This window comes from Roseburia sp. 1XD42-69 (assembly GCF_003612565.1).
In the GTDB taxonomy this organism is placed as follows: domain Bacteria; phylum Bacillota; class Clostridia; order Lachnospirales; family Lachnospiraceae; genus Roseburia_B.
This window is the reverse complement of sequence record NZ_RAZG01000001.1, coordinates 83,838-101,536: the sequence shown is the minus strand read 5'-3', so window position 1 is coordinate 101,536 and position 17,699 is coordinate 83,838. Positions and strand designations below refer to the sequence as shown.

At 30.4% G+C, this 17,699-nt stretch carries 33 protein-coding genes and 2 tRNA genes; 34 read left to right on the top strand and 1 reads right to left on the bottom strand.

The window, feature by feature from the left end:
• The first annotated feature begins 33 nt into the window (after window positions 1-33).
• The 19 genes from D7Y06_RS00710 (at window position 34) to D7Y06_RS00625 (ending at window position 10,106) form a co-directional block, all read left to right on the top strand.
• Window positions 34-1,029, top strand: coding sequence for a tyrosine-type recombinase/integrase (locus tag D7Y06_RS00710; protein ID WP_120405915.1), 996 nt, complete (start codon window positions 34-36; stop codon window positions 1,027-1,029).
• Window positions 1,030-1,234: 205 nt separating this feature from the next.
• Window positions 1,235-1,927: a hypothetical protein gene (locus D7Y06_RS00705; protein WP_120405914.1), complete on the top strand. Its 693-nt coding sequence runs from the start codon at window positions 1,235-1,237 to the stop codon at window positions 1,925-1,927.
• Between the two features lie 75 nt (window positions 1,928-2,002).
• Window positions 2,003-2,710, top strand: coding sequence for a hypothetical protein (locus tag D7Y06_RS00700; protein ID WP_120405913.1), 708 nt, complete (start codon window positions 2,003-2,005; stop codon window positions 2,708-2,710).
• A gap of 46 nt (window positions 2,711-2,756) precedes the next feature.
• Window positions 2,757-2,978: a hypothetical protein gene (locus tag D7Y06_RS00695; RefSeq protein ID WP_120405912.1), complete on the top strand. Its 222-nt coding sequence runs from the start codon at window positions 2,757-2,759 to the stop codon at window positions 2,976-2,978.
• Window positions 2,979-3,052: 74 nt separating this feature from the next.
• Window positions 3,053-3,190 (top strand): hypothetical protein, encoded by a 138-nt coding sequence (locus D7Y06_RS25750; protein ID WP_158591173.1) that lies wholly within the window; start codon window positions 3,053-3,055, stop codon window positions 3,188-3,190.
• Between the two features lie 14 nt (window positions 3,191-3,204).
• Complete coding sequence (locus D7Y06_RS00690; RefSeq protein WP_120405911.1) at window positions 3,205-3,585, top strand: hypothetical protein; 381 nt, start codon at window positions 3,205-3,207, stop codon at window positions 3,583-3,585.
• Between the two features lie 21 nt (window positions 3,586-3,606).
• The gene (locus D7Y06_RS00685; protein WP_120405910.1) at window positions 3,607-3,975 is read left to right on the top strand and encodes a hypothetical protein; all 369 of its coding nucleotides are present in this window, start codon (window positions 3,607-3,609) and stop codon (window positions 3,973-3,975) included.
• Window positions 3,976-4,032: 57 nt separating this feature from the next.
• Complete coding sequence (locus tag D7Y06_RS00680; RefSeq protein WP_120405909.1) at window positions 4,033-4,515, top strand: hypothetical protein; 483 nt, start codon at window positions 4,033-4,035, stop codon at window positions 4,513-4,515.
• A gap of 32 nt (window positions 4,516-4,547) precedes the next feature.
• A complete protein-coding gene (locus D7Y06_RS00675; protein ID WP_158591172.1) occupies window positions 4,548-5,135 on the top strand; it encodes a hypothetical protein in 588 nt (195 codons plus the stop codon).
• 330 nt (window positions 5,136-5,465) lie between these two features.
• A complete protein-coding gene (locus D7Y06_RS00665) occupies window positions 5,466-6,089 on the top strand; it encodes a hypothetical protein (RefSeq protein ID WP_120405906.1) in 624 nt (207 codons plus the stop codon).
• Window positions 6,073-6,405, top strand: coding sequence for a hypothetical protein (locus D7Y06_RS00660; protein ID WP_120405905.1), 333 nt, complete (start codon window positions 6,073-6,075; stop codon window positions 6,403-6,405). The genes D7Y06_RS00665 and D7Y06_RS00660 overlap by 17 nt, the downstream gene beginning before the upstream one ends.
• Window positions 6,406-6,454: 49 nt before the next feature.
• Complete coding sequence (locus D7Y06_RS00655; protein WP_120405904.1) at window positions 6,455-7,189, top strand: Fic family protein; 735 nt, start codon at window positions 6,455-6,457, stop codon at window positions 7,187-7,189.
• Window positions 7,190-7,230: 41 nt separating this feature from the next.
• Window positions 7,231-7,449: a hypothetical protein gene (locus D7Y06_RS00650; RefSeq protein WP_120405903.1), complete on the top strand. Its 219-nt coding sequence runs from the start codon at window positions 7,231-7,233 to the stop codon at window positions 7,447-7,449.
• Window positions 7,450-7,479: 30 nt separating this feature from the next.
• On the top strand, window positions 7,480-7,698 hold the full coding sequence (locus D7Y06_RS00645) for a hypothetical protein (protein ID WP_120405902.1): 219 nt from the start codon (window positions 7,480-7,482) through the stop codon (window positions 7,696-7,698).
• A gap of 74 nt (window positions 7,699-7,772) precedes the next feature.
• Window positions 7,773-7,979: a hypothetical protein gene (locus tag D7Y06_RS00640; RefSeq protein ID WP_120405901.1), complete on the top strand. Its 207-nt coding sequence runs from the start codon at window positions 7,773-7,775 to the stop codon at window positions 7,977-7,979.
• A 3-nt stretch (window positions 7,980-7,982) separates the two neighbouring features.
• Complete coding sequence (locus D7Y06_RS00635) at window positions 7,983-8,342, top strand: hypothetical protein (RefSeq protein ID WP_120405900.1); 360 nt, start codon at window positions 7,983-7,985, stop codon at window positions 8,340-8,342.
• A gap of 53 nt (window positions 8,343-8,395) precedes the next feature.
• Entirely contained in the window at window positions 8,396-8,590 is a 195-nt protein-coding gene (locus D7Y06_RS00630) for a hypothetical protein (RefSeq protein ID WP_120405899.1), read from the top strand.
• Window positions 8,591-8,719: 129 nt separating this feature from the next.
• Window positions 8,720-8,896, top strand: coding sequence for a hypothetical protein (locus tag D7Y06_RS25745; protein WP_158591171.1), 177 nt, complete (start codon window positions 8,720-8,722; stop codon window positions 8,894-8,896).
• Window positions 8,897-9,242: 346 nt separating this feature from the next.
• Window positions 9,243-10,106 (top strand): hypothetical protein, encoded by an 864-nt coding sequence (locus D7Y06_RS00625; RefSeq protein WP_243119026.1) that lies wholly within the window; start codon window positions 9,243-9,245, stop codon window positions 10,104-10,106.
• A gap of 278 nt (window positions 10,107-10,384) precedes the next feature.
• Here D7Y06_RS00625 and D7Y06_RS28485 read toward each other — a convergent pair whose 3' ends face one another.
• On the bottom strand, window positions 10,385-10,615 hold the full coding sequence (locus D7Y06_RS28485) for a helix-turn-helix domain-containing protein (protein WP_442970350.1): 231 nt from the start codon (window positions 10,613-10,615) through the stop codon (window positions 10,385-10,387).
• Between the two features lie 318 nt (window positions 10,616-10,933).
• Between D7Y06_RS28485 and D7Y06_RS00615 the strand changes: the two genes are divergently transcribed.
• The 15 genes from D7Y06_RS00615 to D7Y06_RS00560 all read left to right on the top strand — a co-directional run bounded on the left by D7Y06_RS00615 (window position 10,934) and on the right by D7Y06_RS00560 (window position 17,483).
• Window positions 10,934-11,005: transfer RNA gene (locus D7Y06_RS00615), tRNA-Gln, on the top strand.
• Window positions 11,006-11,009: 4 nt separating this feature from the next.
• Window positions 11,010-11,083, top strand: a tRNA-Thr gene (locus tag D7Y06_RS00610).
• Between the two features lie 74 nt (window positions 11,084-11,157).
• A complete protein-coding gene (locus D7Y06_RS00605) occupies window positions 11,158-11,778 on the top strand; it encodes a hypothetical protein (RefSeq protein WP_120405898.1) in 621 nt (206 codons plus the stop codon).
• A gap of 115 nt (window positions 11,779-11,893) precedes the next feature.
• The gene (locus D7Y06_RS00600; RefSeq protein WP_120405897.1) at window positions 11,894-12,451 is read left to right on the top strand and encodes a sigma-70 family RNA polymerase sigma factor; all 558 of its coding nucleotides are present in this window, start codon (window positions 11,894-11,896) and stop codon (window positions 12,449-12,451) included.
• A 40-nt stretch (window positions 12,452-12,491) separates the two neighbouring features.
• A complete protein-coding gene (locus tag D7Y06_RS00595; RefSeq protein WP_120405896.1) occupies window positions 12,492-13,862 on the top strand; it encodes a hypothetical protein in 1,371 nt (456 codons plus the stop codon).
• 13 nt (window positions 13,863-13,875) lie between these two features.
• The gene (locus tag D7Y06_RS27595; RefSeq protein ID WP_256387204.1) at window positions 13,876-14,007 is read left to right on the top strand and encodes a hypothetical protein; all 132 of its coding nucleotides are present in this window, start codon (window positions 13,876-13,878) and stop codon (window positions 14,005-14,007) included.
• Window positions 14,004-14,255, top strand: coding sequence for an OmpH family outer membrane protein (locus D7Y06_RS00590; RefSeq protein ID WP_120405895.1), 252 nt, complete (start codon window positions 14,004-14,006; stop codon window positions 14,253-14,255). Before D7Y06_RS27595 ends, D7Y06_RS00590 begins: the two co-directional genes overlap by 4 nt.
• A gap of 50 nt (window positions 14,256-14,305) precedes the next feature.
• Window positions 14,306-14,530, top strand: coding sequence for a hypothetical protein (locus D7Y06_RS00585; RefSeq protein ID WP_120405894.1), 225 nt, complete (start codon window positions 14,306-14,308; stop codon window positions 14,528-14,530).
• 11 nt (window positions 14,531-14,541) lie between these two features.
• Window positions 14,542-15,384: a tRNA(His) guanylyltransferase Thg1 family protein gene (locus D7Y06_RS00580; protein ID WP_243119025.1), complete on the top strand. Its 843-nt coding sequence runs from the start codon at window positions 14,542-14,544 to the stop codon at window positions 15,382-15,384.
• Window position 15,385: 1 nt separating this feature from the next.
• Window positions 15,386-15,556 (top strand): hypothetical protein, encoded by a 171-nt coding sequence (locus D7Y06_RS25740; RefSeq protein ID WP_158591170.1) that lies wholly within the window; start codon window positions 15,386-15,388, stop codon window positions 15,554-15,556.
• Window positions 15,557-15,567: 11 nt separating this feature from the next.
• Window positions 15,568-15,966, top strand: coding sequence for a hypothetical protein (locus tag D7Y06_RS00575; protein WP_120405893.1), 399 nt, complete (start codon window positions 15,568-15,570; stop codon window positions 15,964-15,966).
• A gap of 99 nt (window positions 15,967-16,065) precedes the next feature.
• Complete coding sequence (locus D7Y06_RS25735) at window positions 16,066-16,233, top strand: hypothetical protein (RefSeq protein WP_158591169.1); 168 nt, start codon at window positions 16,066-16,068, stop codon at window positions 16,231-16,233.
• A gap of 5 nt (window positions 16,234-16,238) precedes the next feature.
• A complete protein-coding gene (locus D7Y06_RS00570) occupies window positions 16,239-16,805 on the top strand; it encodes a hypothetical protein (RefSeq protein WP_120405892.1) in 567 nt (188 codons plus the stop codon).
• Between the two features lie 44 nt (window positions 16,806-16,849).
• Window positions 16,850-17,104: a hypothetical protein gene (locus D7Y06_RS00565; RefSeq protein ID WP_120405891.1), complete on the top strand. Its 255-nt coding sequence runs from the start codon at window positions 16,850-16,852 to the stop codon at window positions 17,102-17,104.
• 46 nt (window positions 17,105-17,150) lie between these two features.
• Window positions 17,151-17,483, top strand: coding sequence for a hypothetical protein (locus D7Y06_RS00560; RefSeq protein ID WP_120405890.1), 333 nt, complete (start codon window positions 17,151-17,153; stop codon window positions 17,481-17,483).
• Window positions 17,484-17,699: the final 216 nt, after the last annotated feature.

Here is a 17,699-nt window from a genome sequence, read left to right as displayed (position 1 = left end):
AGAGGTAAAACTTTTAGAAAGGATGGATTTATTATGTGTTATAAAGATGAAGTTCAAAAGAAGAATTCAGAAAAGTTACAGAGAAAAATGAATGAAGATAATATACCAATGTTTATACAATTTTATCTTTTAAATAGGAAAAGTAAATTAGGTGCATTGAATTATTATTCTGTAATTAAGAATTTATTACAATGGCTGATTGATAAAAGGATAATTCAGAAAAATAGTATATCAGAGATTGTGCAGTCCGATATGACATATATAGAATCGGCTTATATAAATATGTATTTAGAAGAAAAACAAAGTGAAGGTATATCACCGACCACATTAAATACAAGGAAGAATATCTTTAGAAGTTTTTGGAGATCTATGGTTAATTCTCCCAGTGTCCCAGTAAATTGTAATATTGTTGAAGATGTAGCATATGAAGGTTTAGATTCTGGATATAATCGCTATGTTAAAATGCCATCAAAAGAAGATTTGGATGAAATGAGAAGAAATATTATTCAGAAAAAGAAGAATGATAGTTTTGTAAGGGAGAGGAATCTTCTTATTCTTACAATTCTGATGAATACAGGTTTGAGAGAATGTGAACTTGTAGAATTGGAATTTTCTTCTTTATTTTTAGATGGAAGTGAAATTGAAAAGTCTCCACATATCAGAGTGATGGGGAAAGGGGTGTATCACATTGAAAAAGGAAGAAATGTTTTGCTTAATAATACTACAAAAAACGCATTCTTGGAATGGTTTGAAGTCAGAAATACAATAAACATTGTAGACAATAAAGCAGTTTTTTTAAATAAGACAGGGAAAAGAATGCAAGAGTCCGATGTGAGAGCAATATTTAAGGTATATAGTTGCAAAAAACTTACACCGCATATGATTAGACATTGGTACGGAACTGTAACAACGGAAAAATATGGAGCAGCTTTTGCACAGCAACAATTAGGACATAAAAATGTTAATATTACGGTAAATACTTATGTAGATGGAGGATATGGTATTAGAGAAAAATTAACACTTGAGTAATAATATATGGTATAATATGGAAGGAAGATTATGACTCGTAAAGAGGCATATGATAAATTAAGAGAAGCTAAAGCGTGAAGCGTTAGCAGATAGTAGTAATATAAAAGTGGGAAGATGAGAATTGGAGAAAGCATTAGAGATATTAGTGTATAAATAAATCAGAAAATGAAAGATTGATTTTATTGGAGAAAGAGATGAAAATATTATGAGTGATTATAAAGTAGAAAATACGCAATTTGGAACAAAAACAAGTCATCCGAGTTATGGAACATTGGCGTTTAGTAGAAGGACAGGAGGAACGACACCGCTATTTGGAAGTAGTATAGAACATAGGGACACAATTGCAATGACTTTATATCATGCAGATATTACAAGGGGGTTGCATTATGATTCTATTTATGGTGACAAAAAGATTGTAGAAGTAGAAATGAGTTATTTACAATTTGCTGAAGCTATTACATCAATGAATATGGGAAGTGGCGTTCCAGTTACTGTGCGTTGGACAGAAAGAGATGGACGTATACCAGACTGTGATTTTGTTAGTAAGAGAGAACAATTTGCTGATGAGTTTAAAGAAAAAAGAAAAGAAGCAACTATGGAGTCACAGCAAATTATTAAAGATGTAACAGAACTATTTAATCAAAAGAAAACACTTACAAAAGCAGACAAGCAAGAAATTCTCAGTAAATTGTCTAAACTGAGTATGGAAATCGGGTGTAATATGGATTTTATTGCAGATCAGTTTAATGAACAAATGGACAAGACAGTAATGGAAGCAAAAGGAGAAATAGAATCTTTCTGCCAAAATAAGATTAATTCCATTGCTAGTGCTGCTTTGGTAGAACATAAGGACGAATTTTTGAAATTGGAAAATCCAGTTGATATTAAATTGGATTAGTAATTGAAAATTTGATTTCAAGGGTATGGTGATAATATTTGTTATAATGAACGAATTCAAACTGAGGAGATAAATATGGAAAAATACAAAACATTAGACAAAGATTTGAAAAAGATAAGACGTAAATGGGAATATGATTTATATGAAGAAAATTTGGAATCACAAAAGCGAATTGATAAATTTTATAGCGAAGAAGATATTTCTGAAAATGATATGATATGCAGAAAATATCAATTGAAATCATATCTTAACAGGAGAAATATTTTATTTTTTCCAATTATAATTACTATTATTTTTGGACTTTTAGTCAATTTAGTATTCAATAAAATTAGTAGTATTCCTAATTTTATTGAAATGTTTCAGAAATTGCAATCTATACCTATCACAGCAGAAAACATGTACGAACTTTTAGGGTTATATATTGTTTTGATTATATTGTTTATTCTAATTGTATTGGTATTCGTTGGTGTCTTTTTTATTCCGTTTCCTCCACTTTACTTTTTAGTTGAGTTTGGAGATAATAAAATGAATCAAAAAGAATATGAGTTAAAATTATTGGAGAAAAAATTAGCAGAAAAAATAAATAGAAATAAAAATGGAGAAAAGTATGTACATACAGTAAAAAAGAAGCCGATAAAATTTTTAATAATAATATTGATTTTGATTATAGTAGCAATTATCGTTGGTATAGTTGGAAAAGTAACTTTTTGTATAGTGCTTGCTTTAATTGCTATAGGAATTGTAATTGGATATTTGGTTTGTAAATTAGATAATGATAAGTAGAGAATGATTGATAATGAAATTCGATTTTCATTAGGAGAGAAGTATTATGCCAGATATGAGAGAAAAAGTAAAAGAATACATAACTGAGATTCAGGAAGAAATTGATAGATGTGTAAAGCTGATCGAAGATAAATTTGTTGAGTTAGAAAATGATGCAGCAAAAGAAGTTTATTTGTGCGGCATTGAATACGCAAAAATAGAATCAAGAATTGAGACACTTGGACAGGTTCAGAATGATTTGAAAAATCGTTTGGAGGAAGTTATATGAATAATCCATTTAGAAGCCAACTATGGTAGCAAACAATCAGGAATGAGAATAAATTATATCCAAGCGAATTTTGTATGAGTGTGACTAATCCAAATGGAGTATTTGTAAGATTGGATGAAATAAATGAGATGATAAATGATGGAATTTTATCAGTTGATTTTGATAAGTTAGAGCAGAGAATATTTGATAAGATTGTTATAAAGTGTGGATGAAAGTGGAGGTAAGTATGGATAAGAAATTCAAACATGGAGATAGAGTTTATCACAAAAATTTGAAGCAATATGGATTCTTTATTGGATATGCATGGGAATCCGAGGAAGAATGTGATGTGAATTTTGAAACAGAAGATGGAGAAATGGAACAGAAACATGTCAGTGTGAATTGGTTGGAACCAGCACAGAAGACATATAATAAGAAAGTCATGGAGGCTCTTAGACAGCGTAGAGGATTAGAACCTGGTGATACATCACAAGATGGAGATATTATGAGTATGTCGAAACAGGATGTGTTTAATGAATATTGTGAGTGGGAAGGATTGCTTGGTGGGTACGGATACTCATTGCTAAATGTTGTGGAAAATATTTATGATATAAATTTGCAACAGTAAATTTTTAGATTGGAGGATATCATGCTTGATGTTGGATTAGATAATGGTAAATATACTTCGTGTTTAAATTGTAACGAGAAGCAAGATGAATATAGAAAAATATATTCAATTACTATAGGAAATTTGAATCCATTAAAAATAAATTTATGTACCGAATGCATGGGCGTGTTGGTTTCTAAAATGACATATGCGTTTAATATGGAATTTCCAAATAATGATAAGACAGATTACGATACTGAATTGGAAATCGAAAGCAAATTAAGAATTTTACTTAATAAGAAAATTTCTGGAACTTGGAATGAAGATTGTCAAAAGGAATTAGATTCTCTTAACGAAGAAAAAATGTGCAATTCTCATAGATTGCTTTATAGAGATGTTTGTAATTGGTAAATGATAGTCTTGAAATCCGGTTTTTATCGAATATACAAGAGAAGAGGGATATAGATTATGAAGAAATATACTGCTTTTTTTCCAGGAGCGCAATTAAATAGAATTGGACAAGATGAAAAAGAAGCATTCTATTTAGGAATATTGGCATATGATACAATATATATAAGAACATTTCATTTGGAATCGCTAAAGAAAAAAGAATTATATGCAGATAAAAATGATTTATTGAAAAGTGATGAAGATGGATGCTCTCTTCTTGATCTTAACACTTATTCATTAGTAGAATATTATTTAAATGGTGATATCGAGACAGTAAGAAAACTTATCAATAAAAAAATACTGCAAAATATATATTCTTTACATAGTTTTAATGATAATTTTATAGACGATGTTTTTTGGTATTATTATAATAATGATAAACATTCTATCTTTCCAAGTTCAGAATTGTTTTTGTTTGTATATAATAAATTATGCAATATATATCCAGAAAAAATTGTGAAAAAAATATTGGATGGATACAAACATTATTACAGGATTTGATTATATCTGAGTATTATAAACAAACTTATGGAGTGAATACAATATATTCTTTAAGCCATATTATGCTGATGGAATTCTTAAAAGAAATGCCTGTTTTTATATTTGACGGAGAAGATATTGAAACTATAGGTAATGAAGAGAGTGATTTGCCATTATTTTTTTCATCTAAAGGAATAAAAAAATACTATTCAAATACTAAAGAATTATTTGAATTTAGGGGAATAAAGAAAGACGAAACTGTAAAATTGCTTTTTTCAGAAACTCTTCCAGATATTACAGAACTTCCTATAAAAACAATATATGATGCAAAACAGAAAGATAGATTTAGAACGCTGCCATTATTAGCAGAAGACCTTTCTGTATCTAAGGAAATATCACATGAAGATATAGTGAAATATTTTGATGAATCAGTATGGAAATTTGCAAATAATTCATTAAAAATTTCTGCATCAGACATAGTATTTAATGTTTTAGGGCAGATATCAATAGAACCTTTCAATACTGCTGTACAAATATTTTCTCAGTCTAATGATATATTTGCTAGAATAAGCAGTTATAAAGAAAATGGATGGATAATTCCGATATCAGAATTAAAAGAAGAAATGAATCGAAGAAAATAGTTTGCAATGAATTGTTGCTTTTAAGAGGGAAATGTTATGAGTAGAAGTTATAAGAAAATTCCATGTTGCAAGGATTATAACCGTGGAATGAAAAAGCGTGCAAATAGACATTTGCGTAGAAATTATTTGGACATTCCGTCTGGAAGGGCATATAAAAAATTATTTTGCTCTTATGATATTTGTGACTATAAATTTTTAAATTCCTTTAACTCCTATAAGAAGGGGTGGTCTAAGTATAATGGAAATAGAAAGTATTCGGATAAGGAATTGTATAAAATGTGGTATAAAGATTATAAGATGAAATAAAATGCTGTTTTTATAGGTGTTAGAATGGATAAAATATTAGAGAAGTTAGGAATATATGATCTAATGGTACTATTGCTTACCGGAATGATTATATTGCTTATTACTATTAAAATTTTTCCGATTTTTAATTTTCATATTAAAATAGATGCTGATGATTCATTACAATTTTTAATAATCAGTTATTTTATTGGAATGGTTTTTCAAGAATTAGGTTCAAAATTTAGTGGAAGAAAATTATTAAAACCAGTGTTTAAAGTATCAAATGATTTACATATTTCTTTATCACAAAAAGAAATAGATTTTATTACAAATACCGTTTGTGATAAACTGGATATTGTCTTTACGGACGATTCTGTTTCAGAAATATATAATTATTGTAAAGCATGTTATATAAAATCAAATAAAACCACAATAGAAATAGATAAGCAACAATCAATTGGAGGTATGGCAAGAAGTTTATCAATATATTTTGTTTTGATTTTTTTAATTTCAGTGATAAAGTTTTTAATTTGCATAAATAGTACATATTTTTTTATGACTATCATAAGTTGCCTTATGACATATATTTTTTATAATAGGTATGTTAGATTCTTTAAAATGAGATATGTGCTTATACTAAGAGCATTTTATTATGAGAATAACAGATAATAGATCTTTTTATGTGAAAAAGTCAATAAAAGGCTGGATTCAAGGGTATTTAGGAGGGATATTGTTGAAATCTGAAGGCGTAAAAGATGTATTCAAATGGTTAGATAAAAAATGCAAAGAACAAAAAAATCTTGTTGAAAAAGCTGAACAGAATTTTCAAGATACGAAACGAAGTTGTTATTTTGAAGATGAACAATGTTTGATAGATTCAGCGGAAATTGAATTGGAACGAGCGAAGGAAAGACTAAATGCGTATGTAGATATAAAGATTAGTGTAGAGAAATATATGCGAAAATTAAGACATCAAGGAGAGTAGAGCATTGAAATTCTAGTTTGATGGTTTATGGACAGAGAAGAGGTGTGATATGAGTAACAATAAAGAATTCTTAAAGTTTCTTCTAGAACGATTTGAAATTGAAAGAGAGCGATTTGACAGATCGGGTGTATATGCATACACACAGCGTCTACTTGCTTATAACTCAAATAAGATTGAAGGTAGCACACTTACTGAGGAGCAAACAGCTTCTTTGTTTGATAATGGAACTTTGCCGAAATCAGATGATTATTATAGAGCAAAAGATGTTGAGGAGATGAATGGTCATTTTCTGATGTTTAATAAAATGCTGGACACTTTGGATGAGTCATTGACACAGGAACTAATAAAGAAATTTCATTATGAGTTGAAGTCTGGAGTGTTTGAGGATCGTGCTAACGGATATGCAATCGGTGATTATAAGCAGCGTCCTAATATGATTGGAATGTATCAAACTGTAAGACCAGAAGATGTTGCCCAAGAAATGTATTTACTAATGGAATGGTATTATGGTCAGACGATAAATATTTCTGTATTAGCTGAGTTTCATGCAAGATACGAAAGCATTCATCCTTTCCAAGACGGGAACGGTAGGACGGGAAGATTAATTCTCTTTAGGGAGTGCTTGAAGAATGGTGTTGTGCCGGTTGTGATTGAAGATGCAAATAGAAATGAGTATCTGGAGGCATTGAAAGAATATAGAGAAGAAAAAAGTCTGGATAAATTGATTACACTTTTTGAAAAAGAGCAGCAGTTTTATTTTGATAAGTGCAAATATTTTATGTAGGACATAAATGTTCTGTTTCAATAGGTGAAAGGAGCGTACTAATGGATAAGATTTTGAATGTAATAGGAATTATTTTAGTTATGATTGGAACAGTATTTAGCTTATGGTCTATTCTTTCTACTAAAGAAAAATATTATGGGACATGCGAATGGTTTTCTAACTTATCAGATGATTTTAAAAAGGATAAAAAGAAAGTAATTATAGGGACAATTCTGATCATTATGGGGAGTATACTACAAATAATTGGATTGTTTTTATAGATATGAAAGTGAAATTTCAAAGGAGGATTTATGGATACATTAAAAATATATCAGGAATATAAATTTAAAAAAGGTGGTTCTGAATTTCATATTTCTGAAGGAGAAAAATTGAAAGTTAAGACGGACAAAGGTATTTTTGAAGGAGTTCTTACAAGCGTTGGAGCATTTGGAGACGATTTTCACTTGGATATTGGCGATGAATCAGTAAAGATTCATTGTGATAAGGTTATCGATATAATACCAGTTTAGACATAAAATAACTATTTCAAGTGATTTTGGTTATAATAAGAAATGTATTGCATAACATAATTAGGGGTGTTATAATGAAATCAAACAAAACTGACGATATAAATGCTGAAAAGGAGGTTGATGATATGAGTATAGCTGCATTGGATGAAAGATATTGTACAATTCAAGAATCTATAATTGAATCATTTAAGGAAGTAAAACTCATACGAGAAGGTAAACTTCCTAAGAAGTCGTGGAAAGATTTTATGGATGAACATAAGAAACGAGAGGAAAACGAGTGAGATATGTATTATACAGTGATACCAACTCCTAAATTTCTTCAAGATATTGATTACTATGAGAAAAAGAAGAAGTTTAAAAATATTACAGATGACATTGACAGTGTTGTAAAGGATTTAGAGATTGGTAATTTAGTGGGTGATGATATACCGGATATAGATATTCCAACAGATAATCATACTTATAAAGTGCGGGTTGCTAATTCAAATACAAAAGTTGGAAAATCAAATGGTTATCGGATTATATATTATGTGGTTAAAGATGATAAAGAAATATATCTGATAACTATTTACTACAAGAAAGAAGATAAGAACATTCCAACAAAGAAAGAAATTGCAAATATTATAAAAGAATATTGTATTTAAGTGATAAAAACTGAAAAGGACTGACATTCCATTCCTTTAAAAAGGAGAATTTTATGATAAGTGAAGATATTGAATATAATAAAGATATTTTCTTATCTGAATTAGAAGCTTCTTTGAGGGAAGTGAATAGAAAAATAAATATGTCTAAATTAGAAAATAGAAAAATAGGTACTATATCATCAGAGGAGGCTTTAAAAGATGTTGTTCCTATTCAGTGGCGTGAAGACTTATTTAATGACAATGAGTAAGTTAATATCAGAAAAATAATTTTAAGGCATTGTATAGAAATATACAGTGTCTTTTGTTATTATAGGATTTATGGTTAACAAACATATATAAATGGTGTACAATTATAAATGTAAAGGAGGTAGAAATAAATGAGAAAAGCCTTTACAAGTTCAATTGAAGAGAATATTCAAAGAGATTTTAAGGACAAATGTAATCAATCTGGAATACCTCAAAATGTTATTCTCGAAGCATTTATGAAAGCATTTGCAAATGATGAAATTAGAATGAAATTAGTAAATAATATTCTTTCAGTTGAAGTAAAGTAAATAGAGTGTAGCTCACAGTCTGGACAACTCAGCTACACTCAGTCATGGAATCACTCAAAGAATGATTTCTGTTCTATTATAAAAGAAACTTCATTTCTTTTCAAGTGATTTCTCACAATTTTCTCCAAGTTGCACCTTGATAACTTAATATTGAGCATCGCAAGTATGATTTTAGAGAAAATGTGAAAAGTTTTGTAGAAATAGTTATTGGAACTATTGATCAAGATTTTTTCACAGAAAGGAAATGATAGAATATGGTAGAAACACAATTTATTAATGACAGGAAATTGAGGGATAATGCAGTGTGTCATTATGAAGTTTTGGAAAAGGTAAAAAATTATTATTATTGCCAGGAACAGAACTATCGACTGTTAAACAAGTTGCAGATTTCTATGAAGTTGGAGAGGATGCAATTGTATCTATTTATAGTAGGCATTGCGATGAATTAGAATTGGATGGAATGTGTATTGTAAAATACAAGGAACTTTCAAACTTGCAATATGAAAGTTTGAAAACATCAAAAGGGAAGGTGACATTTTTCTTTAAAGATGGGACATTACTTGATTTCCCGACAAGAGGTCAGAAAGTTTTTCCTCGTAGAGCGATATTACGTGTTGGAATGTTACTTAGAGATTCAAATGTTGCAAAAGAAGTTCGCACACAGTTACTCAATATAGAAGAGAAAACTTCTGACGAAACTAAGACACACGACATTGATGAAGAGCAGAGTCTTATGTTATCAGTAGGTATGGCAGTTGCTAGTGGTGATGCAACGGCTGTGGCAGTAGCATCTGCAAAATTGGTAGAATTTAAGAATCGTCATATTCAGAAGTTAGAAAATGATAATAAGGCGTTAGCAGAAGGTATTCTGGAATGGAAAGACAGGAATAAACTTAATGCCGGTATTAGAAAACTTGCTGCTGTGACAGGAATTCATTTTAGCAAGATGTGGAATGAATTATATAAGAATCTTCAGTATAAGTATGGGATCTGTGTAAAGCAGAGAGGAGGTACTCCATATATACAGTGGATTGACGAGTCTGAGTGGGCTGATGTAATGAAAACATTTTGTGCTATGTGTGAAGCATATGAACAGTCGCCAACAGAGATGTTACAACAGAGTACACCATTACAGAATTTAAAGCAAAATGATAAGCTAAAGGGTATGGCAGCTTTGAATGATTTAAAAGCAAGGCGGATAAGTGTTTAAAATTACATATGGTCAGTATGTATAAAAGCATACTGACCAATATAGAAACCATAATTTTATCTTTGATATTAGCCAGTTTAGCATAGAAAAATCCTTATTTCTATACTAAAAATATGGAATCAATGGATAAAACTGTAATATGATCAACCATCTATAAGTGTAAAAGCGTGTAAAATAGGCATTTCTGCATATGAAAATAAGATGAAATTATGGTTTCTATACCTTAAATGAGTTAAATATTTAAATGTCCTGTATATTGGACACTAAATGAGATATTATTAAAGAGCAGTATCCTTTTTAGTATTTTGCAATTCATTAAGCTTTGATGTATACATAAGCATACGTTGTAATTGAGGATCGTCTGATATTAATATTTCGTTTGGTGTGCAATTAAGTACTTTGCAAATGTTTTCAAGAGTTTCAAAAGATATTCTTGTAGTTGTTCCATCGTATAAAGCACATGCAGCAGGGTATCCTTTATCAAAATAATGATTTTTTCGGAACTTTATCTTTATATGTAGTATTAAAAGAAAAAAATATTATTCATAACATTTTGTTTCCTCAAATGGAATGAATAACCGAACAAACGTTCTTGACAAAAAGAAACATATGTTCTATACTTATCGTTGTTAGGAAATATAAGAAGACCCATTCAATCATACAAACGGTGTTGGAGCACCTCTGAATTGAATGAGTCTTCTGAATACATACACACAGCAGAAACGCTATGTTGACTATATTATTACATATACTCAAGTTGTAAGTCAAGTGTTTTCAAGCGATTCTGCAAATGTTTCAAAAAGAGAATAGTTGAATATAGATATTAATGGGCTATCGCCAAGCGGTAAGGCACAGGACTTTGACTCCTGCATTCACCAGTTCGAATCTGGTTAGCCCAGTTATGGGTTCTTATTTCAGTCGGTTAGAAAACTTGGCTCGTAACCGAGCAGTCCCGGGGTTGAGCCCCAGAGAATCCATTAAATCAGTGTTTTAAGTACACTGTATTTTTTATACCCATTTTTAGGGAATTTTATAAGAAAGGATGAAAAAAATGGACTATGTAATTAAAAATCATAAGAATCTGTACATTCGACTCAATAAAAATGGAACACCTGTTACATGTGCAGAACATGAAAAGACATTATTTGAACAGTCAAAAGCAAAAAATATTCTGAGTAATTTGCCTAAAACATTAAAAAAATTAAATTTTATAGTTGAGGCTATTCCAGATATACAGCCAAAAGAAATTTTAAATAGTAACGCTGAAAAGTGTGTAATAGAAGGAGGAAATTATATAGTATCGGATCAAATTAAGCAATGGGTAGAAAAGTTCGGAATTTGTGATGATATCTTAAAAGAAGCACAAAAACGAAAAAAAGAACTAAACAAAGCATTGTCCGAAATAGACAAAGAATTTATTAATATAATTCATGAAATTGAATTTGAAGGAAAAATTGATTTATATGGAGGGTGGCAAGAGAGAAATAGGGTAAAAGAAAATAGAGAAAAGAGAAGATATATAAAGAATGAGATGCTTGTTCTATCAAGTGTGCTAAAGATGGATTTTAGAAATCTTGATCGAAATACAATTGATAAAGTAGTTACAGGCTTAACAAAAAGAAAATTTACATATCGAGTGGTTGAAGAGGAGGAAACAGAGAGTGTTGTGTAAAAAATGTCATGACAAAGTTTATACAAAAGAACCGAATTTTCAGGAGTGCATGAGTAGAGCATCAGAGAAATGTAGAAATAAATAGTACATAAAATTTTCAAGAGGGTGTATCAATATGGAACAGATATTAAATAAATATTATGCAGATAATGCAAAAAAACTTCATAAGGTAGTTGATAAGATTTTAAAGAGATTTGGAGGTTTATCAGATAAAGATGTAGATGACTTTTATTCATTGTCTAATGAAGTATTTGTAGATGTAATGGCAAGATACGATGATTCTCAATCATTTGATGCATTTCTGTATTCATGTTTGTTAAATAAAATTAAGACAGAAATGACAAGAAGAAATTGTGAAAAACGTAAAGCAGATAGAATGTCGATTTCAATTGATACACCGATTGGGGATGATGAGAATTGTACTATTGGAGATATGATTGCATCTGATTTCTCTATTGAGAAAGAATTATTTGAAGGTAATGAAGAAGGATATAGTCAACGAATGTTGCAATATCTCAGTCGACTTTCAACTCTTCAGAAAGAGGTATTAAGGCTTAATATAGTGGGTTATCTTCCAAATGAGATTCGAGAAGAATTACAATTAAGTGAAAAAGAATATGCAGATTGTTATGCTGCTATTCATTCATATAGAAATGTTTCAGTTTTATTTTAAGAGACAGTATATTGTTGAAAATAATAGGAGGAAATTTAAAATGGCAAGACCTAGAAAACAAACATATCCTTTAGAAACTTATTTAAATGGTAATAAAGATGGAGATATTTCAAATAATGCCGACACTCAGAGAAAACCGGCATGGAAAGCAATAATTAATGGACTTATTGTAACAATTCTCACGGATGATTATATTCCTCCTATTATTTTAGCGGAAGAAGATAATAGTCAGTTAGATATTGTTGATGGAGGTAGTAGGACTGCCGCTTTTATGATGTATAGATATGGTAATTATAAGATTACATCTTCTGTCGAAAACTCATTAATTTCATATAAGAAGAAAGTAAAGGATGAAAATGGCAATATTATTTGGGAAGATGCCACTTTTGATATAAAAGGAAAAACTTATGATCAGCTTCCAGAAGAATTGAAGAAGAAGTTTAATGCTTATCAGATTGAGACAGTTATCCACGAAAACTGTGACAAAAATAGAATAGCAACATATATCAAGCGTTACAATGAGCACTCTTCAATGAATACAAATCAGAAGGCGTTTACATATATTGATAAATTTGCTAATCGTATTCGTAAAATGATGGATAGTAGATTTTTCTTAGAATGTAATGTTTATTCTGATAACGATAATGAAAAAGGTGTTGTTGAGAGAATTATTGTTGAAACAATTATGTGTATGAATCATTTTGAAGCATGGACTAAGGAGGCAAAGCGACTGTTTAAATATATCAATGATAATGCAACTGAAAATGAATTTGATATATTGGAAAAGAATTTACATAGATTAGAGAATATCATTACAGATGATATTAAAGATATTTTCAATAAAAAGGATTCCTTTATCTTTTTGACAGTATTTGATAGATTTACAAAACTTGGAGTCAGTGATACAAAATTTGCAGATTTCTTAAGAGAATTTAAAACAAACTATAGAGGAAATCGTAGAAATAGAAATGGACTTATTTTTGACGAGATCAAGCAGAGTAGCAGTACTAAGGCTAAACAAGTCATTACAGATAAATTGGAATTAATTGATGCTCTTATGAATGAATTTTTAGATAATGCAGGTGAAGATTGTTCTTCTGTCAATGTAGAAAAATTTATCGTAGAGAATCTTGATATAGATGTTGATGAATTCAGTGATGATTTAGAGGACTACAACGATACACTTGATAAGTTGCTGGATAATACGGTAAAGATCGGTTCCAAATTGTTGGATAAACAAAATAGATTATCATTACTGGCAATGATGATTTATTCATATAAAGAAGATAAAGATTTGGATAAATGGATGGCAGATTACGCAAGTAAAAACAATACATATTTTGTGGATCAAAAAAGAAATTTCTTACATATGAAAAATGATTTCGAACAGTATATTAAAAAATGTGCATAAAGAGGATAAGAAGATGGCAATTATTATTAATTTTCAGGAGTATGTTAATTCCAAAACGAGGAAGGAGAATAATATAACAAGAAAAAACGTTTCGACAGAAAACGGACAAATTATTTATTTCAATAAGGAGGCTATTGAACAGTGAGATATATAAGTGATGATAATAAGGTATTTAATACAGAGCAGGAATGTTGTGAACATGAGCAGAAAATGCGGGATGGTAAAGCAATGAAAGAAAAACTTGAGAAAGAAAGACAGAAAAGGATTTGCGAAATCAATAAAAAATATGAAGAATTACAAAAGTTGATTTCCGAATTTGAAAAAGATTTCGTGGTGAGACAGAAACCTTATTTTGCACCAGTCTGTGAATTGATGAATATGTTATGCATGTAATAGAAGCCGCATTTCAAAGGGAAAATTGAAGAGAAAAGGAGAAAAATATTATGAATTATGGCAGATGTATTATTTTTGGTGATAAGGAGTGTAAGAAAACTCTACCAATGTCATTAGCTGAGTTGGAAAGTGCAGTATTTGAAATTACCAAGAAGCAGAATTATATATCGAATTGTGGATTAAGTGTTGAGGTTACTGCACTTGCAATTAAGGAGTTACAGGAACAGAAAAAGGAACTGTTGGATTTGATGCACAAAAAGGTTGATGAACTGTAGGAGAAATAGTCATGAGTGATAAGAAAATGAAGAGAGATGATTTAGGAAATCGAATGAAAACATTTTATGAAGAAATCCCTAAGACAAAATTAATGAGAAGAACGCCAGTTGTGATTCGGATTGATGGTAAGGCGTTTCATACATTCACCAGAGGATTCAAAAGACCTTTTGATGATGTTCTTATTATGACAATGCAGGAAACAGCGAAATATCTTTGCGAGAATATACAAGGTTGCTCATTAGCCTATACACAGTCAGATGAAATTTCTTTGTTACTAATTGATTATCAGAGATTTGAAACGTCGGCATGGTTTGATTATGAAATACAGAAAATGTGTAGTATTTCTGCAAGTATGGCGACTATGGCTTTTAATCGGATATTCAGTGAAACTGTGTCTGATTTGAAGGTTGATAATACAAAAACAATGGATAGATATTTTGAGGTTGCTTATTCAGGAGCCATGTTTGATGCCAGAGTCTTTAATATTCCACGAGAAGAAGCGACAAATTACTTCTACTGGCGGCAACTTGACGCATCCAGAAATAGTATTCAGATGGTAGGACAAGCAAATTTCAGTCATAAGGAGTTACAGTTTAAATCTTGTAATGACATTCAGGATATGCTCATGACTCAGAAAGGTATTAATTGGAATGACTTTCCTACATATCAGAAGCGTGGGAGCTGTGTGGTTAGAAATCGAATTATTCTTGAATCAGATGGCGTAAAGGAAAAGTGTATATTGCGTGATCCGAAACAGGGTGAGAATAATTGGATTGTTGATTATGATATTCCAATTTTCAAAGGTGATGGCAGAGAATATATTGAACGGTTTGTGAATGTAGGAGAGGTGTAATATGAATGAATTTGATAAGTGTTATTTCTGTACATGTTATGATGAATACGATGGATGCGAATGTGGATGTGATGATAAATCTGGATTTGATCCTGATCATGATAAAATTATTAGCAAAGCAAAAGAAAAACATATTTCAGTAGCAGATGTAATTGCATTAATGAATATTTGAGGAGAGTTACAGTGAAAACTACAGAAAACGATATTCTTATGATATGTAAAGGTCTTTATGATCAGGATAAATATAAAACATTAGAAGATGCTTTAGACGCATATTATAGAAAATATTATTGTATTCCAAAAGAAAAACTTCCTGTTTTATCATATAAGTTTATGCTTCATTTATGGTTTAACAGATGTGTAGAAGTGTTTCTTACACCAGATAGAATTAGGAGTTTTTGGCAGAATGTAATTGTTGATGAAGCATTTCAGGAAAAACGATGGTTAAATGCGGATGGTTGTACAGAATTTTATGAAGTTCTATATCATCGAATTGTTTCATGGCTAATATTACTTAATGTTAAAGATGATGAAGGGAATTGGTTAATTGATGTATCAGATTACACAGAAGATGTAATTTGATACCCAATGAATCTAACATTTTATGGCAACTCATGTACTATATATAGTATATAGCAAACACAGAAAATACAGTATATAGTGTGTTTAAACGGAGGATTTATGAAAAGACGATTTAGGGTGAAGTGTTCATTTTATACAGATGTGGAAATAGATATCACAGACAATTCTACCGATGATATTTCAGAGCTGGTTGAAGAAGAATTAAACAAAGGATATGTATGTGAAAATTTAAAATATTCTGTAGAAAAGGAACTTGTAAAGGAGTGAATGTAGTGCAGGATTTAAGAGTTTATAAGGTTGATGAAAATCTAAATAGTCATATTCAGTTAGATTTTGATTTATCTTGTAATAGAGATGGGGACTTGAATAAAAGTATAATTTATGTTCTTGAAACTCATGATATGGAAGAACAAAAGTGTTTATATGTTGGACAAACAAATGTTAATCCTATTACAAGACTAAAAATACATATAGACAATTTGATGTTTGATACTGTAAAAATGAAGCAATTGAAAACAAATGATAGAAATGAAGTAAATTCAGAAGAACAAAAATACATAGAAATGTTAAAGCCTATCTTGCAACATAAATTTACAACATTTGAAAAACAAAATAGTGGCGGTAAAAAGTCTTATAAAGATGTATTAAAATGGATTGAATGCCAAAATACAAAAAGACGACCAGGAAGACCGAAAACAAAAGAACCATCAAAATTAATTAATGTTGCTGTTCCTATTCGATTGTATGAGCAAGTAATAGATAAACGTGGAAAATATGGGTTAAATATAACTCAATATATTAACAGTTTAATAGAAAAAGATATGGAATTGATTAATTAATAAGGCGATGAAAAATTCATTTCGTGGAAAGGTTGGAGAATTATATGGAAGCTAGAGATGCAATAGAAATATTAAAGAAAAATTATCCAAAAACTGCAAAAATGATTGATGGAAGATATGTAGGCGGTTTTGACGATACTGAATGTGAATTGGGGCAAGCAATTTCTGTAGCGATTATTGCTCTGGAAAAACAAGTCGCAATTTCAAGAGAAATAATTGAAGGAAAATATTTTTGTCCAAAGTGTCACAACTTGATGAAATATCCAGGATATTGTGGTTGCGGACAAATGCTTTATTAGTATGTTTTGTCAATGAAAATTTGATTTTGTGGTGTGAGGTGATAGGATGACGGAGAATGAAGCAAAGAAACTAATTGCAAAGTTTTGTGAAGATAGAATGAATTTTGCTAGGGGAAAGGATATGAGCGATAAAGAATTGAAGGATTTCTGCAAATTTTCGGATGCACTAACTCTTTCCATATCTTCTCTTGAAGAAATCCAGCAATACCGAGCAATCGGCACAGTCGAAGAATGCTGGGAGGCAAGGGAAAGGCAGAGGGGGAAGAAAAGGGTTTTAGATTCATATTGCGGTTTTAATAGTTATGAATGCCCCGTTTGCGGCACAGAACCGGTCGGTGGGAGTAATTATTGCCACAAATGCGGTCAGAGATTGGAGTGATACCCAATGACCTACCAAATAGCAGACCAAAGACACCCATTCATGGGGCTTGACAATAAAATCTGCAAAAATCCTACATATTGGTGCAGACTACATCAGGTTTGGATGTCTGATGATGATGTAAAGAAGAAACAATGTAAATGTAAACAGACTTTTGACATGGTTGGTACATATTGTTGCGGAAATTTAGTCAAGAAGTCAATAAAATGAAACTTT

Bases quoted from the DNA above. Each gene is read 5' to 3' on its own strand.
- D7Y06_RS00710 (WP_120405915.1), top strand. From the start codon at position 34: ATGTGTTATAAAGATGAAGTTCAAAAGAAGAATTCAGAAAAGTTACAG.
- D7Y06_RS00685 (WP_120405910.1), top strand. From the start codon at position 3,607: ATGCTTGATGTTGGATTAGATAATGGTAAATATACTTCGTGTTTAAAT.
- D7Y06_RS00600 (WP_120405897.1), top strand. From the start codon at position 11,894: ATGGAACAGATATTAAATAAATATTATGCAGATAATGCAAAAAAACTT.
- D7Y06_RS00645 (WP_120405902.1), top strand. From the start codon at position 7,480: ATGGATACATTAAAAATATATCAGGAATATAAATTTAAAAAAGGTGGT.
- D7Y06_RS00560 (WP_120405890.1), top strand. From the start codon at position 17,151: ATGACGGAGAATGAAGCAAAGAAACTAATTGCAAAGTTTTGTGAAGAT.
- D7Y06_RS00605 (WP_120405898.1), top strand. From the start codon at position 11,158: ATGGACTATGTAATTAAAAATCATAAGAATCTGTACATTCGACTCAAT.
- D7Y06_RS25750 (WP_158591173.1), top strand. From the start codon at position 3,053: ATGAGTGTGACTAATCCAAATGGAGTATTTGTAAGATTGGATGAAATA.
- D7Y06_RS00640 (WP_120405901.1), top strand. From the start codon at position 7,773: ATGAAATCAAACAAAACTGACGATATAAATGCTGAAAAGGAGGTTGAT.
- D7Y06_RS00690 (WP_120405911.1), top strand. From the start codon at position 3,205: ATGGATAAGAAATTCAAACATGGAGATAGAGTTTATCACAAAAATTTG.
- D7Y06_RS00680 (WP_120405909.1), top strand. From the start codon at position 4,033: ATGAAGAAATATACTGCTTTTTTTCCAGGAGCGCAATTAAATAGAATT.
- D7Y06_RS00650 (WP_120405903.1), top strand. From the start codon at position 7,231: ATGGATAAGATTTTGAATGTAATAGGAATTATTTTAGTTATGATTGGA.
- D7Y06_RS00565 (WP_120405891.1), top strand. From the start codon at position 16,850: ATGGAAGCTAGAGATGCAATAGAAATATTAAAGAAAAATTATCCAAAA.
- D7Y06_RS00585 (WP_120405894.1), top strand. From the start codon at position 14,306: ATGAATTATGGCAGATGTATTATTTTTGGTGATAAGGAGTGTAAGAAA.
- D7Y06_RS00630 (WP_120405899.1), top strand. From the start codon at position 8,396: ATGATAAGTGAAGATATTGAATATAATAAAGATATTTTCTTATCTGAA.
- D7Y06_RS00695 (WP_120405912.1), top strand. From the start codon at position 2,757: ATGCCAGATATGAGAGAAAAAGTAAAAGAATACATAACTGAGATTCAG.
- D7Y06_RS00665 (WP_120405906.1), top strand. From the start codon at position 5,466: ATGGATAAAATATTAGAGAAGTTAGGAATATATGATCTAATGGTACTA.
- D7Y06_RS27595 (WP_256387204.1), top strand. From the start codon at position 13,876: ATGGCAATTATTATTAATTTTCAGGAGTATGTTAATTCCAAAACGAGG.
- D7Y06_RS25745 (WP_158591171.1), top strand. From the start codon at position 8,720: ATGAGAAAAGCCTTTACAAGTTCAATTGAAGAGAATATTCAAAGAGAT.
- D7Y06_RS00595 (WP_120405896.1), top strand. From the start codon at position 12,492: ATGGCAAGACCTAGAAAACAAACATATCCTTTAGAAACTTATTTAAAT.
- D7Y06_RS00635 (WP_120405900.1), top strand. From the start codon at position 7,983: ATGTATTATACAGTGATACCAACTCCTAAATTTCTTCAAGATATTGAT.
- D7Y06_RS00700 (WP_120405913.1), top strand. From the start codon at position 2,003: ATGGAAAAATACAAAACATTAGACAAAGATTTGAAAAAGATAAGACGT.
- D7Y06_RS00580 (WP_243119025.1), top strand. From the start codon at position 14,542: ATGAGTGATAAGAAAATGAAGAGAGATGATTTAGGAAATCGAATGAAA.
- D7Y06_RS25735 (WP_158591169.1), top strand. From the start codon at position 16,066: ATGAAAAGACGATTTAGGGTGAAGTGTTCATTTTATACAGATGTGGAA.
- D7Y06_RS00660 (WP_120405905.1), top strand. From the start codon at position 6,073: ATGAGAATAACAGATAATAGATCTTTTTATGTGAAAAAGTCAATAAAA.
- D7Y06_RS00655 (WP_120405904.1), top strand. From the start codon at position 6,455: ATGAGTAACAATAAAGAATTCTTAAAGTTTCTTCTAGAACGATTTGAA.
- D7Y06_RS00705 (WP_120405914.1), top strand. From the start codon at position 1,235: ATGAGTGATTATAAAGTAGAAAATACGCAATTTGGAACAAAAACAAGT.
- D7Y06_RS25740 (WP_158591170.1), top strand. From the start codon at position 15,386: ATGAATGAATTTGATAAGTGTTATTTCTGTACATGTTATGATGAATAC.